Source organism: Bacillus sp. JHAA (assembly GCF_036961585.1).
Classification (GTDB): domain Bacteria; phylum Bacillota; class Bacilli; order Bacillales; family Bacillaceae; genus Bacillus; species Bacillus velezensis.
This window is the reverse complement of record NZ_JBAMDE010000003.1, coordinates 103,388-122,782: the sequence shown is the minus strand read 5'-3', so window position 1 is coordinate 122,782 and position 19,395 is coordinate 103,388. Positions and strand designations below refer to the sequence as shown.

The following is a 19,395-nucleotide window of genomic DNA, read 5'->3' as shown; positions in this document are numbered from 1 at the left end:
GCAAAATGATAAACTAATCCTGCATACGCTCCAGCGCATAATCTGCTTCCTCCGCAGTCAGTTCGCCCGCTTTTAATTGTCTGAGGAGCTCTTTTACTCTCTCGTTCTTTCCATTGGAATCCGCTGTTGCACGAGTCTGTGCCTCCGCGGAAAACGTTTCTTTTTTACGAATGGTTACATCCTTCAAACCTGCAAGTCTTTCTCCTTGTTCATTAAGCAGCTGAATATCGTAAATAAGCTCGGATTGACCTTTTTGGCCTGTTTTACGCGCATAAACCCAGCATTCTGCTGAAACCTTTTTCCGAACCGTAACCTCTCCTATTGAAAAAGGAACATAAACAGATGCCTCTTCTCTTCCGTCCGTAATGCCGAACAAAGATTGCAGAGCCCCATCAATTAAAGACGGATGCAATGTATAATGTTCAAGAGCATATGCGGCTTCTTTTGGCAGCAATAAGTGTGCAACCGCTTCCGTTTTTCCGCCCCATAAACGTTGAATCGGCTGAAAAGCGCGCCCATACAGGAACCCGTTTTCCCGAAAATACTCGTAACATTCATCTTGTTCACGGACAAAAGCACTTCTGTTTATGATCTCTTGTCTGTCGATGTTCTCTATATCATCATCACTGTAATGATGATCATAATCTAATTCCCCCGTCACAAATCCAGTCCTTACAGCAGCATCCTCGTCAGGTGACATGTTAAATAATATGCTGCCGTCTTTTACGGAAATGTGAGTGTAAATGGTCAGGCTCTCTTGCAAAAGCATGGCCGGTCTGGCAAATATCACGTTTTTTAAACGAGTGACCTTTTTCTTTCGATATGACCGCGTTCCCGCTGCGCATGCCATTTCAAGAAAAGCAGCTGCCGGGAGAATGCTCTTGTTTTTTACGATGTGGTCTTTTAACCAAATCTCTTTGTCTCTTAATGTCGTTTTAAAAAACTGCTGTTCCAGAGTAGATTCATTCGAATCCAGAAGCGGGTGCAGTGAAGACTGCTGCGGCAATATTTCCGGAAATACTGCACTTTGGCTTCCAGGCACCCAGTAAGACTCCTCAGCAAATGGATATAAAGGAAGCTTGACCTTTTGCGGGGTATATTCTTCATATAACTCTCTCCATTGAATATCAGCCCCGAAAGACCATAATTTTGCAAGAAGATTCAAGTCCTTTGTCTCCATCATCACCTCGAGGAATTTATCTTTCATCTTTTGATCATGAAAGATAAAGACTTTATCAAAATCTTTCGTAACATTCCCTTTGTATACGCCCTCCCCAATTGTTCCTTCAGTACAGAAAGTTCTCAGTTTCTCCTTTAGTTCCGGCAAATCGGAAGCTACAACAGCAAGTCTGTCTTCCATCGGTTCCCTGCATGTCTGCAATGTAAAAGCGATATCAGCTGCCGAGACCTTTGTCTCCCGCTCTGTGAATTGCAGAAGGCGCCGGGCGTATTCTTTCAGCCTGTCTTCATTTTTGGCAGAGAGAACTGCGGCAAACGGACCGCTTATTGTTTGTGTGTCCGCATGGTTTTGATATTCTTCCACAATGACATGGGCATTTGCTCCGCCCGCTCCGAACGAACTGATTGCTGCTCTCCTGTTGGAGGCGCCTGATTCTTTCCGCCACTCTTCTTCGTTCTGCTGAACGTAAAAAGGCGTCTTTTCAAATCGGATATTTTGGTTCAGCTGTTCCGAGTGAATGGATGGCGCCAATTTCTGATGCTTAAATTGTAAAAGAACTTTTGTAAGGGCTGCTATACCTGCGGCAGACTCCAGATGTCCGATATTAGACTTCACTGAACCTATGGCACAAAATTGTTTATCGTCCGTAAATTTCTCAAAAGCTTTTGTCAATCCTGCAATCTCAATCGGATCTCCGAGCGAGGTACCCGTTCCGTGTGCTTCCAAGTAGCTGACGGAACGCGGACTGATGCCCGATTTCTTGAAATTTTCAGCAATCAGCTCAGCTTGTGCATTCGGATTCGGAACCGTAAATCCATTGGTTTTTCCGCCATGATTTACAGATGTTCCTTTAATTACTCCGTATATATGATCCTGATCAGCAATTGCTTTTTCCAAAGGTTTCAAAAGGACGGCGCCCGAACCTTCTCCCGGGACATAGCCGTCTCCGCCCTCTCCGAAACTTCTGCACAATCCTTCGGTGGAAACAAAATTACCTTGACTCAGCCAAAGGTATTTGCTGGGATGTATGGACACATTAACGCCGCCCGCAAGCGCAATTTCACTTTCCCCTCTTTTAATGCTCTCACATGCCAAGTGAATGGCCGTCAGCGATGATGAACACATCGTATCCAGTGCAATGCTCGGGCCGGAGAGATTAAAAAAGTATGAAACCCTGTTCGCAATAGATGAAAAGAAGGAACTGAGCGCAATCGGATTTCCCCGCGCAGTTTCTTCTGCGCCGAATAATTGATATTGTCCGTACATGGCTCCGACAAACACACCGGCTTTCATCCCGTCAAGCTTCTCTTTTGTATATCCTGAATCTTCAAACGTATGCCAGGAGGTTTCGAGAAAAATTCGCTCCTGAGGGTCCATCAGCTCAGCTTCTTTATGAGAAATGTGGAAAAACAGCGGATCGAATTGATCAACACCGCTGATAAAACCGCCCCACTTACTGTTGATTTTTCCCTTCTCCATTCTGTCAGGACTGTAATTCGATCTGAAATCCCAACGTTCCTCGGGGATTTCAATAATACAGTTTTTCCCTCCGGCAATGTTTTCCCAGAACTCCTCAAGAGTATCGGAATTCGGATATCTTCCGCTCACACCGATAATGGCAATATCCTCACCCGGCTGAACCATGCTCGGTGCAGATGCAACCCTCTGCTGCCGGTGCTGTTTTTTACTCAGATTTTCTCTTTTCTTCGGCACTCTTGTTACCGGAGCTGCCCCTGCGGCCTTAAGCACTTTTTCTTTAAAAGATGTTAGGAAGAAGTTTGAAAGCTCTTCAATGTTCTGATATTCAAAAAAGATTGTTTTTGGAAGATCCCCGAAAGTATCTTCAAGCTTTGAAATAAGTGACATGATCATAAGTGAGTTGATTCCGAATTTCTCAAAAGAGTCCTTCGCATTTATTTTATGAGCTTGGATTTTCAAGACACCGCTGATGATCTTGATTAAATAGTCATTGACTTTTTCTTTCGCAGCATATTCCTCTTCTTCATCGTGTTCCGCCGTGAGTGTATCTTGATCTGCTGCAGCTGTATTTCTTTGAATAGAAAGCGCTTTTATCATTTTATCCCGCTTTCCTTCTGCAGGCATTAAGCTGGTAAATGAAGACCGCAGCATTTTTAGAAACGCTTCCAAAACAGAGGAAGTTCGCATCGGAGTCATTCCGTATTTTTCTTTTATTTGGTTGATTCCACTGCTGTCGAGACTCATCCCGCCATCTTTCAATAACGGCCAATTGATTGAAAGGGTTTTTCCGTTTCGGGAGAGCTGAGATCGAAGCACTGCAAAACTGTCCATAAAATGATTTGCGTACGCATAGTCACTTTGGCCGGCATTTCCATAAGCGGAAAAAGAAGAAAAGAGAACAAAAAAATCAAGATCTTCGTCTTTTGTCAGCTCATCCAGCCAGATTGTCCCGTAAACTTTCGGTTTCAGTACGTCCGTAAAATCACTGAGACTTTTATTTACAAGAAATGAGTCACGAAGAATGCCGGCAGCATGAATGATCCCGTTTATGCTGCCGTACCGCTGTTTAACGCCGAAAATGAATCGCTCTGCCTCTGTTCGATCTGTGATGTCCGTCCGCTGATATTCAACAATAGAGCCGCTCTCATTAAGCTTACTGATCCGTTCTTTTTGATCAGCGGTTAAAAAAGAACGGCCTGTAAGTATAATCACGGCTTGGTTTTCTTTAGCGATGTGTTCCGCAAACAGCAGCCCGAGTTTTCCCGCTCCTCCGGTAATGATATATATACCGCCTTTTTGATACGTTACAGATCCGTTATCGTGTTCCGGATTATCAATATGCTGCAGCCCTTTCACATAACGGGTATGTGAGTCTATTAAAATCTCACATTCATCCGTTTGAAAGCGCTGTATTTCACTGATTGCAGCATCCCACATCTCGGAAACCGGAGGATTTTTGTCAGAATCCTCATGGCGAATCTGTATGGTTTTCGCTTGAAGCTTGGAGCTTTCCATGTTTACCGTTTTCATGAACCCTCCGACAGCTTCCTGAAACGGCTGATTCAGACCGCTTGTCCAATAAATATGCAATAATGTAACAGGTTCGTTTCTCCGCATTAAAGCTTTTGATAATAAAAAGAGCGAGTTGATCCCTCTGCGAAGAGTTTCATTAACGGATTCTTCAGTGAATTCTCTGATTTCTTCGTTCCATAAATAAAGCACGACATCAGGTGTAAATCCGTTTACAGCCAAATCAGACAGCAGCATTTCGACATGATTTTCATCAGAAGGATTGATTGTGCATCTATTCCGTTCAATTCTATAATCAGAATCGGGCGTTACGAGAATGACACGGTTATGATCTCCATTCATCATCTCGGCATGCTGAAACAGACGGTTATCCTGATCAAAAATCAGCATATTCCCCGGTGCCTGCTGATTCGGCATATCAATGTTATTTGTCCTTACCCAATCGTTCTTAAAAAAAATGGTTGGGGACGGAGCTTGTGATTCCGGCTCCGCCTTTTTTTCCATTTGTTCTTTTCTGTAAGTGCGAATTAGCTCCAGTCCTGCATCAGGAGACATTTGCTGTTCTTCAATTAAGGAAAGTATTTGTTTGATCTGCACTATTTTCCCTCCAGCAGCTGATAAACTTGGTCAGCAGAAAGTTCACCGTTTTTCAATTGTTCTAATAAGAAGAGAATTTCCTGATCTTCATTTTTACGTCCTGCGGTTAATTCTCCCCCGGTCACTTTTCTGACAGAAAAGTCTTTCATGCTCACGGCTATTTCGCCGCTCTCGTTAATAAAATCAATGTTATACGTATAAAAACCGGTTTCTCTCACCGAGACATGGCATCGGGCAGTAAGCGCCCTCTTAATATGAAGCTCTCTAAGTGAATATGGAACAAATAAGCCGTCTTTCTCATTATCTCTTAACAAAAATGCCGCCGCTTGAAAACCGCCGTCAATTAATGAAGGATGAAGTGTAAAATGTGAAAACCCGTTCGCTAAATGAGCCGGAAGCTCCAATTCTGCCATTAACTCCATATCACCGCGGTATACGGCTTTCAACGTTTGAAAACTGCTATGATATGTCAGGCCCATACGACTGAAGCGGTGATAACACTCTTCCCGGCTTATGACAGCCTTACTGCTGCGTTTGAACTTATCAATATCGACATACTCAGCATTTCTGTTTATGTCTCCGAATACTGTCTCACTTTGTGTGCAGATTTGCTGCACGCCATCCGGACCCTCTTTACATATCGTTACGTTCAACTTATCTTGTTTCATTTCCAAGTCGGTATAAATGTGCAGCGTTTTTCCTTTATATAATATAGGTCTGTTCCACATCACGTCTTTTATTTTATATACTTTACTTTCTCCGCTTATTTCCGCACAAACAAGAGCCATTTCAAGCGAAGCGGCTCCCGGCAGCACATAGTCTCCTGAAACAAGATGATCAGTGACGAAAAATTCAGTTCCGGAAATAACAGTTTTAAATGCTTGTTTCTTTAATGTTGAGACATTCTCGCTGATTAATGGGTGAAGACTTTTGCTATTAACCTTAACCTCACTTTTGTTCTTTTTCGGGGTGAACCAATAACTCTCTTTTGCAAACGGATAAGTTGGCAGCGGCACTCTATTCAATTTCTTATTGCCGATTGTCTTCCATTCAAACTCGGCTCCATTGGCCCACCATTGTGCGAGCAGCTCCTCTTTTCCGCTTTGAAGAGCCTCCTCAATCATATATTCAGAAACAGCTGTGGGCTCTTCAGTGTTTTCGCTTATAAATACGCCTTTTTGCACCTTGCTGTCATCAAGAAAGCTGACGTATTTATCTCTCAGCTCAGTCAGACTCGCTGCACATACGGCAATTCTTTCGTTCATTGCTTCCCGGCCGTTTTGCAATGTAAATTCCATGTCACTGGCATTAACGGTCATGTCACCGGCAATCACGCGATCCAAGTACTGAAGCATAAGCCGGATATACTCAAGTAATTGATCTTTGGTTTTCGCAGATAAAACAAAAATATGTGTGTTACCGTTGTTTTCCGGCACTTCTTTTTGAGGTTCCCTATATTCCTCTAAAACAATATGCGCGTTCACACCGCCGAATCCGAATGAGCTGACACCCGCTCTCCTCGGCAGATCGTTGTTCTCTTTATCTTTTATCGGATTCCACTTTTGAGCGGTTTCTGTGATGAAAAATGGCGTATTTTCCAGTTTGATGTATGGATTGAGTTCTGAAAAATGGGCGAGTCCCGGAAGTTTGCGATATTTAAAAGCCAGTAACACTTTCATCACTCCGGCTATTCCGGCAGCGGTTTCGAGATGGCCGATGTTTGTTTTCACAGACCCGATTCCGCAGCATTTCTGTTTCGCAAAAGGAATGTCCCAGTCTTGATATAACGTTTTAAATGCCTTTATGATGCTGTTTACTTCAATCGGATCGCCAAGACTTGTCCCTGTGCCATGCGCTTCTATATATCCCGCAGTGGCAGGGCTGACTCCCGCCTTCCGCCAAGCTTCGGTTAATAAGTCCGCCTGTGCGTTCGGATTCGGAGCTGTCAAAGAATTGGCGCGGCCGCCGTGATTTACAGCTGACCCTTTAATCAAACCATATATATGATCACCGTCTGCCTGTGCTTTGCTGAGCGGCTTAAGCAATACTGCAGCCGCCCCTTCACTCCTTACATAGCCGTCAGCGCTTTTATCGAACGTTTTGCACTTTCCGTCTTTGGAAAGCATACCTGCTTTATCAAAAGCTATAAACAGAGTAGGGCTTGTCATAATATGCACTCCGCCTGCAATCGCCATTTCAAAATCGCCTCTTTGAATCCCCTCAGCCGCACGATGGAGTGCAACTAACGAACTTGAACAGGCAGTGTCAATCGGTTCGCTCGGACCCGTCAGGTTCAGCTGGTAAGAAATACGATTTGCCAATATACAATGATTTAAACCGGTTGCGGTCTGCGCCTGAACAGAGACGCCATTTTCATTCAGACGTTCAGCATAATCCGTTGTGGCGACCCCTGCAAACACCGCGGTTTTCGTCCCTGCCAAATCAGACGGCTTATAGCCCGCATCTTCTATTGTTTTCCATACAGTCTCCATAAAAATTCTTTGCTGGGGATCCATTAATTCTGCTTCGGCGGGAGAAATCCCGAAAAACAACGGATCAAAACTGTCCGCGCCTTTGATAAATCCGCCTTTTTTTATTTTTGTTCTATTGACGTCCCTGATCGGATCGCCGTCAAACTCTTTCCAGTTCCAACGGTCTTCAGGAATGTCTGTAATCATATCCCGCCCTTTTTCAATTCCTTCCCAAAAGTCTTCCAGCGTATCTGTTTGGGGGAAACGGCCGCTTATTCCCACTATTGCAACCGGCTCATTCATATGTCTTTCCTCTTGCCTGGTTTTGTTTTCAGACTCAGGGGAATGTTCATGGGATTCCGGCGGAGGCATGCTGTACAATGTTTTTTCGTCAGCTGCAGAAAAAGATTCTGTCTCAGCAAAAAGGATTTCTCCGTATTGCTCGATTACATAATCAGTCAATTCATCCAGTGAATTGCATTCAAAGAAAATGGACGGCAATAATTCCGTACCATATTGTTGATTGATTTCATTTCCGAGTCTGGTAAACGTAATAGAATCAAATCCGTACTCGCCGAATGAAGTCTCTTCTTCTATTTCCTTTCTGTTAATCTTCAAAATACTTGACATCATCTTTGCGATGCCCTCAATCAGATTTTCTCTCCGGTCTTTCGCCGCAGATTCATCTGAAGAAAAAGAACCGCAGAGATGAAGCTCCTCGGAATACTCACTCTTTAAAAACTCAAGAAGTTCATTAAAATCAGTAAGACCGAAAAAATCTGACGGCATCATTGATATTCCTAAAGTTTCGTTTAATTCGTTGCCCAGCATTGTAAACATAATTGAATCAAATCCGTATTCACTTATCGGCAGTTCAAAATCAAATTCCCGTTCTTCAATTTTTAATACGCCGGTGATGATGCGCGTCAAAGTGCTTTTTAAAGATTCAGTTATTGACAGCTCTTTCGGTTCGTGATTTTCGTCGGCGATTGCCGGATCACTTTTTCCGCTGCCAATCGTTATCATTCGTTCCAGCTTTAATTCATTACCGCTAAATACCATTATTTGATGTTCACACCCTGTCATTGCTTGATCAAATGCTGCAAGGCCTTCCCGTTTTCCCAGAGGCAGCATTCCGAAACGGTCATAAAGGAACTTCTCTGAATGAATATCAATTTGCATACCGCCTTCTTTCCATAAAGGCCAATTAATCGAGACTGTTTTTCCAGGTTTATTTTCCGCCGCTCTCATTTCCGCAAAATAATCCATAAACCGGTTTGCATAAGCATAATCAGTTTGTCCGGCATTCCCGATTATTGCGCTGATAGATGAAAACATAACAAAAAAGTCCAGCGGTTCTCTGTCTGTATACCGGTCAAGCCATATTGTTCCGTAAACCTTGCTGGCCAAAACTGAATCGAGATCCTCTTCACGCTTATTGATGAGTAATGAATCTTTTATCACACCGGCGCTGTGAATAATTCCTTTAACAGGACCTAATTTGTTTTTGACGAGTTTTATCAGGTTATTGACATTTTCCTTATCAGAAATATCGGTTCTTACATAAAAAACCTCTGATCCGTTTTTTTCGAGCTCTTTTACATTGCTTACGGCTTCCTCAGAAAGCTCTGACCTGCCGATAAGGACAAGTTTTATTCTCCCTTTTCGCACAAGATGTCTGGCGAAAATCAGTCCCAGACCGCCTGTTCCTCCTGTAATGAGGTAAACTCCCCCTTCTTTTACTTCCATCTTTTCGGGGGGCTCGGCACTTTCAATTTCTGCAGAGTGTTTCACCTGCCTGATTCCATCTCTGTATCTGATTTCTGAAGTATCATCGCTGATGATTGTTTCTTTCACAAGGTTTTTTAATTCAGGCAGACGGGTGTTCAGCTGTAACTGAATTTCGTCGCTTTGTATTTCAATATTTTTACCGGACAACATTGGATGTTCTAAATGAAGCGACCTAAAAAAGCCGCTGATTGCCATTTGATAAGGTAAGATTTGATTTTCCCTTGTGAAAAATACATGTGATATCAGGATTTTATGTCTTGGGATTGTTGCTAACAGAGCTTTCGTTACATTGAAAACCGGCAAAACAGCCTCTTCCAGCTTTTCACGAACGTTCTGCTCAATTCCCGTTTCAGGGCTCATCCCGATTAAAATGACGCGGTCAATTGTCACTTGTCTTTCTTTAAGAATCGCCAGCAATTTCTGATAGCCGTCAAGTTTGACGCTGTTCAATTCAAAGGAATCAGCTTCTTTTTCTTGAAAACTGCCGCCATGGCGGACAAAGATCATGTTCAGGCCGATATCTTTATATGCCTGGCGGATCAGCGGTTCTGATATATCCCGACGGAGCGAAATCACAAGGCAGCTGTTTAAACCGCTGGCTTCAGGCTGATGAAGCAGAGGGGCCCGCTTCCACATATCAGTGTAATACTTAACTGAATGCCGCTCATCCTGAGTCTGCGGTGCAGCCCTTAATGCCTTCAACGCTAAGTTTTTTATTTTAAGACTTACAGATCCGTTTTCATCCATAAATAGTATATGAAACCTTTTGACATCATCATGTTGTCTTTCATCGGCAGCTGTAATGTAAGCATAGCCGTTTGCCGAAGGTGCCTGAAGAATCTCCAGCTCACCTAATTCAAAAGGCAAATATGCGGTGTGATCGTCTTGCTGACCGAACGTAAACCCTGTTGTGGATTGAAAAATGCCATCCAATAAACACGGTTCCAGCAGCGTGCCGGATTTTTTATGAATGCTCTCAGGAAGTGATATTCGTGCAAGAACAGCATTTTCATGGATAAACAGCTGTTTTATTACCTGAAAGCTGGCTCCATATTCCAAACCGCTCTGCCGGAAATCCCTGTAACACTCAGCGCCGCTGATTAATCTTTTCTGTCCGGTTAACCAGCTGTCCAATTGAAAATGCTCTGTATGAGAGGCATCTTGATCTCCGCATGTGATAATGTTTCCTTGGCAGTGAACTGCCGCTTCAGGTTGCATATCGGTTTTCACCACAAATCTGCCGTCTTTTTGATTCGGCAGCAGATCTATCATTATCGTCTTTTCTTTTTCAACGGTTATCGGAACCGCCCATACAACCTGACTCAGTTTTATGACTGATTTTCCGTACAGCCTCTCTCCCGCTTCTCTGGCCGCTTCGATGATTGCCGCTCCGGGCAGAACCATATTCCCATGCACAACATGATCTTTTACATAATATTCAGAATCTAAAAGCGTTTTATAAAATCGGCACTCACCTGCTGAAAAATCAAATAAAGGAGCTTTATCAGCTGATGTTGTTTGCGCCTTATTCGACACCCACAGTCTGTTTTTTAAGAAAGGGTAAGTCGGCAGGGCAATTTTTCTCGGTTTTCTGCCGGTGCGGAAGTCATCCCAGCTTAAATTGCCCCCTGATACCCAAAATTCAGCCATTTCGGCTAATGTGGTGCTGCCGGATTTGAGCGGAAGATCCGATTGCCGCTGTCCGCGTTTATGATTCGGTTTTTTCCCTCTAAATATTTCGTGATCGTCAATTCCATTATAAAAGTGATTTAATTTCAACATCAGATCATCGATATTATTTGAAATGACAGCAAGCCTTTCCGGCATGGCTTCACGCCCTTCAAGAAGGGTATACGCAATATCAGAAAGGTGAAGCGGCTTGTTTGTTCCCGCTTGCTGTAAAAACTCGCCCTGCTTATGACGGGCCTTTTGAAGATATTCCTCCAGCTGTTTTGCTGATTCCCGTAAACTCAGTGAATGCTTGGCTGAGAGTACGATAAGTTCCTCACTTTCCTCACGCCTCGTATGACAGTCAGCAGCAGACTCATACTCTTCCACAAGGATATGAGCATTTGCCCCGCCCGCTCCGAAAGAACTTAATCCCGCACGCCGCGGATATTTGCTGTCAGAATGTTTTTCATTCGCGGGTTTTATCCAGTCGGCGGTTTCCTGCTGGAGGCAAAAAGGTGTCTCTTCCAGATAAAGATCCGGATGCACCCGTTCAGCATGCAGTGTTGCGGCTATTTTTTTATACTTCATTTGTAAGATAATCTTTGTCAGGCCGGCAATACCCGCGGCCGCTTCCAGGTGGCCGATGTTAGATTTAATCGAGCCGAGAGAGCAATATGAAACATCTTCGGTATAAGCTCTAAACGCCTTGGTCAGGCCTCGGACTTCAATCGGGTCACCCAGCGGCGTTCCCGTGCCGTGGGCTTCAATAAAGCTGACACTTCTGGCGCTCCAACCGGCCGCTTTAAGAGCTCCTTGAATTAAATCCGCCTGTGCGGCAGGATTAGGCACCGTATAGCCATTTGTCTTTCCGCCATGATTAATTGCCGTTCCTTTAATGACGGCGTACACAGTATCATTATCACGTATGGCATCTTTAAGCGGTTTAAGAATAACAGCCCCGACACCTTCCCCGGGCACGAAACCGTCGCCGCCTTCTCCAAAACTTCTGCATTTTCCCGATTTTGAAAGCATCCCCATCTGACATCGGTATAAATAGTCAGAAGGATGAAGATACAAATTTACTCCTCCCGCAACCGCAACCGAGCACTCACCCTTTGTTAAACTTTGGCAAGCCATGTGAATTGCCGTTAAGGATGAAGAACAAGCCGTATCTACAGGGACACTGGGACCTGTAAAGTCAAATGTGTAAGACACTCTGTTCGCGAGAGACCATGGGAACGAATTTGGAAGTACATCGTTTTTGTCCGTCGGTATTCTTTCGCCGAGCAGCTTGTAAGAATTGGTCGTCACTCCCGCAAATACACCGACATGTTTTTCGGTCTGCTTTCTCAACCCTTCAATGGTATATCCCGAATCTTCAAATGCTTTCCATACGGTTTCGAGAAATATTCGTTCCTGAGGATCCATCGCTTCTGCTTCTCTCGGCGATATTTGGAAAAACAAAGAATCAAATGATTCAGCATTCTTTAAAAATCCGCCCCATTTGCAATAAATTTTCCCCTCATGCGCTTTAGCGGGGTCTGGATCATAGTAGGTCTCATAATTCCATCGTTCTTTCGGAATTTCTGTGATTGCGGTTCTCTCTTTTGATAGAAGCTCCCACAATTCTTCGATATTTTCAGCCCCGGGATAACGGCCGCTGATACCGATTACCGCTATCCCGTCAAGATGTTCTTTTTCCTCCGCCGCAGGTGCAGTGATGTTTTGTTCCGGCCTGGCGGGGGTAATGCTCTGAATCTGTTTTCCTTTTTCCTCCCGTGAAAATAAACGCCCCAGCCGATCCGGATATTCCTTTACAAGATGATCTGCTAAATCTCTGATTGTATGAAATTCAAATAAAAGCGTTTTCGAAATTGCTCCCAGTGACTGCTCCAGCTTTGTGTTGCATTGATGAATCATAACCGAATCCATTCCATATTCAGCCAGATGCACATCTTGATCGATCTCTTCCCGTTCTGCACCGATCTCAGAGGAGATGATATTGGTTAAAAACAAAACTGTCTGATCCAAAATATCGCCTTGAGCCAAAGGAATGGCACTGCCTGTCTCTGTTTCGTCCGTCAAAAATCTCTGCCGCATAAATTGTTCAAAGCGCTCATGATCACCGCAGACTGCAATATTATGCAGCTGACCCGAAGTTACAATCCGCGAAAACCATTGCGTTCCGTCTTCAGCAGGAAGTTCTTCGAGCCCGGAACCATGAAAAAGAGACGTCCGCCCTTGACCTGACAGGTTCGCCCCCATTCCGATGTCTTGCCATAAAGGCCAATTGATTGTCAGCGTGCGGCCGCTGCGCAGAGAATTTTGCCGTTTCTGTTCCCGATATTCGGCAAAATGATCTAAAAAGCCGTTTGCATATGCATAATCACATTGGCCTTCGTTCCCTGCAATAGAGACGACTGAAGAAAAAACGGCGAAAAAATCCAATTCGAGCGACCTCGTTGCATGATCAAGATTCAATGCACCATGAACTTTCGGAGCAATCACCTCTGAAAGTTCATGCTTTGTTTTTCGAAAAAGCAGCGAGTCTCTGATAACGCCTGCACAATGAATGACGCCATGAAGACCTGCATGCTGATCGGTAATACCGTCAATCATTTTTTTTACCGCTTCTTTATCGGATATATTCGCCTGTATATAATAAACCTTGGCTTTAAAGCTGTTCAGGTATTCTAAATGTTTCTGCTTATCTTCGTTTAAAACAGATCGCCCTGATAGGATAATGGTGGATCTTTCAGTTTTCGCGCAATATTCAGCGACTTTACTGCCAATCCCCCCGAATCCTCCTGTAATTAAATATACTTTATCTTTTTCAGGGTATTGAACGGTCTTTCTGTTTGTTTCTCTCTGCTTCACTAACATCCGTGCATATCTTACGCAGCCTCTGTAAGTGATATGAATATGCCGATCAGGCGCTGTGTTTATTTCTTTATAAAGAATGTCAGCCCTTTCTGAAAATGAAACGGATGCAGAATCATGTTCAAAGCAAACCGCCTTACAATGCAGCTGCGGATATTCTTGTTTTACCGATTTTAAAAAACCGTTCACACCTTCAAAATACGGCAATTTTTCTTTTTGATCTGCGCTGAATGTATAAATGAACGTTACTTTGTTTATAAGGTTCTCGCTGATTAAAGCCTTAGTCAGATAAAACACGGAATAAATTCCTGATTCGAGTGTTTCTTCCAGTTCAGGCTGTTTTTCAGACCACGTATGCAAAATTGCATCGGGCGCTGCGCCTTTTTCCTTTAACAGACGAATGACACCTTGATAATCTTCGGGACGCTGCCTGTTGATCGTGAAAACACTGTCGCTTATCTGCTCTAAACGCTCACCGGGCATAATAAGATATGCGGACGTATTCTCTCTTTTTTTCAGCTCTTCAAAATAGTCTTTATTCCCGGAGAACAACAAAATAGTACAGGCTTGTCGGCTGCCCGCTTCATTCTCAAGTGCGGTTTCTTTCCATACCGGCGTATAAAGTGCCTGATTCTTCTTTTCTGAAAAAGCCGCGTCTGATTTTACCGGCTGAGGGTTTAAAGAAAATTGAGAGCGCTCAAACGGATAAGGCGGAAGCGGTGCTTTTCTTTTATGATAATCACCTAGTTTCGCCCATTCAATCTCTTCTCCTGAAAGCCACATTTGCATAAATGAATGATATAGAGCCTCATCGGCTGGTTTGTCCGCTTCAAAAGCAGCCGCTTTGTTTAGTTTTGCTGATGGAGGGAGCGATCCGAATTGAAAAACTGAAAAATCAGAAATATTCACATCCGGCTCCGTTCCCTTTTCTTCCGTGTGAAGCGGCATATGGTCAGCTATCTCCTGAGACACGGCATCCATTTGATTGTATTCTGTCATCAACGGAAAACGAGTTTTATCATAAAAACCTGCCGGCTGCTCATTAATACAAGCAACAGCCTGTTTAATTCCGTCTTGCTTTTTCAATAACATGCTCAGAAAAAGTTCTTTAGACAAGATTCCTTCATCCAGTAAATTTAATATTTCCAGTACATAATCATTATTAAAGAATCCATCATAATCTGTTAAATCCCATCTCTTATACAGTCTTCTCATAGAGGCAAGGATAGCCATGATCGCCGCTTCCTCATCAGCCGGCAATGCGTTTCTTTTATCCGCCGTGCGATTCACAATATAAGATAAAATCTCGATTTCCTGAGTCTTTCCCGCTTTATCCCACTCTTCTAAAAACCCTTTAAACGTATATTGGTGCTCAAGAAGCAGCCGTGTTTTCCCGTACAGGCGGTCTGCAAAATCAGCCGGGAAGCTCAGACCGTTCAGCAGCATCCTTACATATTCTTCATTTAATCGAACCGGCGGGTACGTTTTTGAAGTGTACGGATTGACAAATGGCATGGAAGGCGGCTCACAGGATAAATGCGAAGGTTTTTCAGCGCCTGTGATTACAGAAATGGCCTTTTCAATTTTGATGATATCCGCTGCTGCAAGAGCGACGTAATATCCGTCTCCGGCGCCTGTAATGAGGCTTGGCTTAAAACCGGATGCCAGGATACTTTTTATGATTTCCGTATTGATAACTAAAGAATACAAGCGGATTTTCTCAGGTGTCCATTTTCTTTTAAATGAACTGTGCAATTTTGGTATACCCTTCAGCACCGGCCTTACGTTCTTTTCTAAATCAGGGAACACCCGTTTCAAAACGGCAAATTGTTTATAACTTTCCCATTTGAAGTCACCGATGGCAAGCGCCCATTCAGAATCTTGTTTCCTCCGAAAACTCAATCCCTCTTTAAGCTGATTTTTAAATTCCTCCTTGCTGCCTGCCAATAAACCAGCCCTGTAATCAAACGATGTCCTCCCCGTTAAAAGGGTGCTGCTGATCACTTCATTTGATATTTTGCAAAATTCCTCAGAATCGTCAGCAAAGGTTCTCCAATGATGTATCATTTGTTTCATGCTTTCTTCACTTTTAGCGGAAAAAAGGAAGGGTACCCTTCCTTTCCTGTCAGATTCGTCTTTTGTATGTATAAATTCTTCGATGATGACGTGAGAGTTGACACCCCCAAAACCGAAGGAGCTGATTCCCGCCCTGAGCGGAGCCCCGTCTGCCGCCTTCCAATCACTTGAATCAAGCGCCGGCCTAAACGGTGTTTTTTCAAACTGTATAATTGGGTTTACCGTATGTACATTCAGGCTTTTCGGCACCCTCCGGTGTTTCATCATCATTAGAACTTTTATCAATCCGGCCATTCCCGCCGCTGCTTCTGTATGACCGATATTTGTTTTCACACTTCCGATCCTGCAATATTGAGTATCCTCAGTATATTGCCGATACGCTTTTGTCAATGCTTCTATTTCTATCGGATCGCCCAGAGATGTACCTGTGCCATGTGCTTCTACATAAGAAACCGTCGCAGCATCGACAGCAGCGTTGTGTAAAGCTTCTGAGATGACCCGGCACTGCGCTTCTGCTCTGGGAGCGGTTATGGAACGGGTTTTACCGCCATGATTAACAGCTGTCCCTTTTATGATCCCGTATATATGGTGACCGGCTTTTACTGCATCACCAAGGCGCTGCAGCAATACAACGCCTGCCCCTTCTCCGGGAACGTACCCGTTCGCCGCTGCGTCAAAGGTTTTACATTTGCCGTCAGGACTCAGCATTCTGGCTTTGGAAAAAGAAATATATTTTCCGGGTTGGAAATTCAAGTTTACTCCCGATGCGATTGCATAATCGCTTTCTTTTGTCCGCAATGACTTAACCGCTTCATGTAAAGCAACAAGCGATGATGCACAAGCGGCATTTACAGACATGCTTTTTCCGGTCAAACCGAATGTGTATGAAAGCCGGTTGGAAAGCATAGCTTCGAAACTTCCTAAACAGGCATAACTGTCGATTTCCGATTCAGCATGACCTGTCTGCCGGTAGTCAGAATTCATAATACCCGCAAAAACAGAAGTGGTTTTACACTGGAGATCCTGCAAAGAAACCCCTGAATCTTCGATGCACCGCCAAGTTTCTTCTAAAAGGATTCTTTGCTCAGGATCCATGTTTTTCGCTTCCCGGGGAGAGATATTAAAAAACTTATGGTCGAAATGGTCAGCTTTATGAATAAAACCTCCCCACTTGCTGATTGTTTTGTTCGGTATACTGATATCAGCTGAATAATAAAGATCGGGATCCCACCGTTCAATCGGCACTTCCCGGATGGAATCTTTGCCGCTATTTATGTTTTCCCAGAATTCATGATAATGATCTGCATCGGGGAATCTGCAAGCAACCCCGATTATCGCGATATCCGCACTCTGTTTATTCAAATGAACCATTGGCCTCCACCCGCCCCTTCTTTAGTGTAGAAATAACGTATCCAATCTGTGCCTTAGCAGACTTTCGGTCTCATTCATCAATTTTTCACCAATGTCATCGACATGTCTGTTTCTCCATGATTCCAAATCCGTGCCCTTTACCCAATGATTAAAAGCGCCTAAAGACGGGCCGCAATGAACTTGGAAATTCACCTTTTGTTCTTCCTGCCCTTCCAAAGCAAGCAGACATCCTCTCTGCAAATACCACTTAAATAGTAACAGCATCTTATATTTTTGATTGCGCTCAGCTTTTTGGGCGAGGTTCGGCTGTTTTTCTATTAAGCTTTCGTAGATTTCATCAAAAGTCTTGTTAAAATAATCATTTTCGAGCTGAATCTTTGTCTTTTCATCTATCTCACTCAAAGACTCATATTGTTGGTAGATTTGGAATAATTTATTTGCCCTGACCGGAAACAGCGTGCCCTTTTTCAGCACCTGAACTTTTGTTCCGAACTCAAACAGAGTCTCCGAAGGCGCATAAGCAGTATCGCATATTCCTGTCTCACTCAGCATTTCTTTAACAAAACCGCTTGTTTCGGCTTCAACTGTACATTGATTAATGGATCCCGTCATAATAAAATCAGCGCCCATTAAAAAAGCAGACGCGGCAGACTCGGGAGTTCCGATTCCTCCCGCAGCCCCGACCCTTATCTTCCTTGCGTATTTGTGTGTTTCCATCATTTCATCCCGCAGGTTAACAAAAAACGGCAGCATCGCTGTCAATGAGCCCTGTTCAGTATTACTTCCGCAATCTGCTTCAATAATGATATCGTCTGCTGCCGGAATACGGCTGAGCCACTCCGCCTGCTCTTCCGTCAGCATACCGTGCTGACACATTCTCTTTACGATACTTTGAGGAGGCGGACTCAGAAATGCGGCCGCAACTTCCGGCCGTGAAACTTTGGCAATGATCCGATTATGAGGTATGACCGTGCCGCTTTTGTCTATCTTCAACTGATGCGCTTTGTAATAAATTAATGGTGCGCTGACGGAAAAATACGAAGACGCTTCTATTACTCGTACGTCATGCTTGATATATAAATCTATCAATTCCTTTTCTCTATCTTGATGATCCGGCTCAAATCGCAGATTCATTCCGTAGGGCTGGCCATTTTTGAGTGTCTTCTTAATAGAAATAAGGGCCTGTTCAATTTCCCTTATAGGTAAACCCGCTGTGCCAAAGAACCCCAGCATTCCTTTCTTCCCGAGGCGGATCAGCATTTCAGCGGAAGAAATCCCTCTATGCATCGCACCTGCCAAATACGCGTATGTCAAACCGTAATCTTCTTTGAAAGATTGATCACCCAATCGGGACACCGGTGAAGCTGCACCGCTCTCTATATTTTCGGCCAAGAGGCTATGCTCTTTCCCGCTTTCCGAATTGTCCTTGTTCCCTTCAGAAAAAAAGAGACTGTCTTCCGGCGCACTGATAGTAAGCGGTTCCTCATCTCTTTGTATGGTTTGAATTAATTTAGTCAGAATGTTTCCAGGACCGATCTCTTCAAACACAGTTACGCCTTGTCCCATTAGATACCTGATGCTTTCAGTCCATTTTACCGAGTTTGTTATTTGTTCAATTAAATTCCGTTTGATATCTTCTTGTTTATAAGGTCTTGCCGTATAGTTAGAAATGACTGGGAAATTCAATTCAGAAAAATGAAACTCCTCGATAAATTCCGCAAATTCACGCTGTGCACTTTCCATGAAACGAGAATGAAAAGCTCCGCCGACTTGCAATACGATATAAGCTTTCGCCCCTTCTTTTTCAAAAAAAGAGGCTGCCCGCTTTATCTCTTCTGCAGCCCCTGCTATCACAATTTGTGAAGATGTATTGTAATTGGCGATATCTATTTGGCCGAATTCATACTTTTGAAGTATTTTTTTTATGTGATGCTCATCCAGTCCGATCACGGCAGCCATTCCGCCCTCGGAAGCCTCACTCATTAACTCGCCTCTTTTAGCAACCAGCCGGAGACCTGTTTCAAAATTAAAAACGCCGGCCGCAAAAAGCGCAGTATATTCACCAAGACTATGTCCTGCAACAGCATCAGGGCGTGTATGACCTTCTTTTAAACCCTTTAAATATTGCAGTGCGCTCACTGTATAAATTGCAGGCTGTGTATACTTCGTATCAGTCAGCCTCTCTTTTTCATCTGAAAGGCATAAATCCTTTATGGAGTATCCTAAAATATGATCTGCCTTTTTAATGAGCTCACTGAATTCATCGAATAAGTCTCTGCCCATTCCTTTAAACTGCGCTCCCTGTCCGGGAAAGACGTAAGCAAGCATTTTGTTTTCCTCCTGTTCCGT

Annotated in this window: 3 protein-coding genes; all 3 read right to left on the bottom strand. The window is 43.7% G+C overall.

Features of this window, described 5'->3' with window-relative positions:
- Window positions 1-13: 13 nt before the first annotated feature.
- Genes V7728_RS08140 through fabD form a run of 3 tightly spaced genes read right to left on the bottom strand, consistent with a single transcriptional unit; the run spans window position 14 to window position 19,374 of the window.
- Window positions 14-4,786 carry a type I polyketide synthase gene (locus V7728_RS08140; RefSeq protein WP_099566718.1) on the bottom strand — a complete coding sequence of 1,591 codons (4,773 nt, stop codon included), beginning with the start codon at window positions 4,784-4,786 and terminating at the stop codon, window positions 14-16.
- Window positions 4,786-17,046 carry an SDR family NAD(P)-dependent oxidoreductase gene (locus V7728_RS08135; RefSeq protein ID WP_099566717.1) on the bottom strand — a complete coding sequence of 4,087 codons (12,261 nt, stop codon included), beginning with the start codon at window positions 17,044-17,046 and terminating at the stop codon, window positions 4,786-4,788. Before V7728_RS08135 ends, V7728_RS08140 begins: the two co-directional genes overlap by 1 nt.
- Window positions 17,047-17,067: 21 nt before the next feature.
- On the bottom strand, window positions 17,068-19,374 hold the full coding sequence (gene fabD / locus V7728_RS08130) for an ACP S-malonyltransferase (RefSeq protein ID WP_099566716.1): 2,307 nt from the start codon (window positions 19,372-19,374) through the stop codon (window positions 17,068-17,070).
- Between the last annotated feature and the right edge of the window lie 21 nt (window positions 19,375-19,395).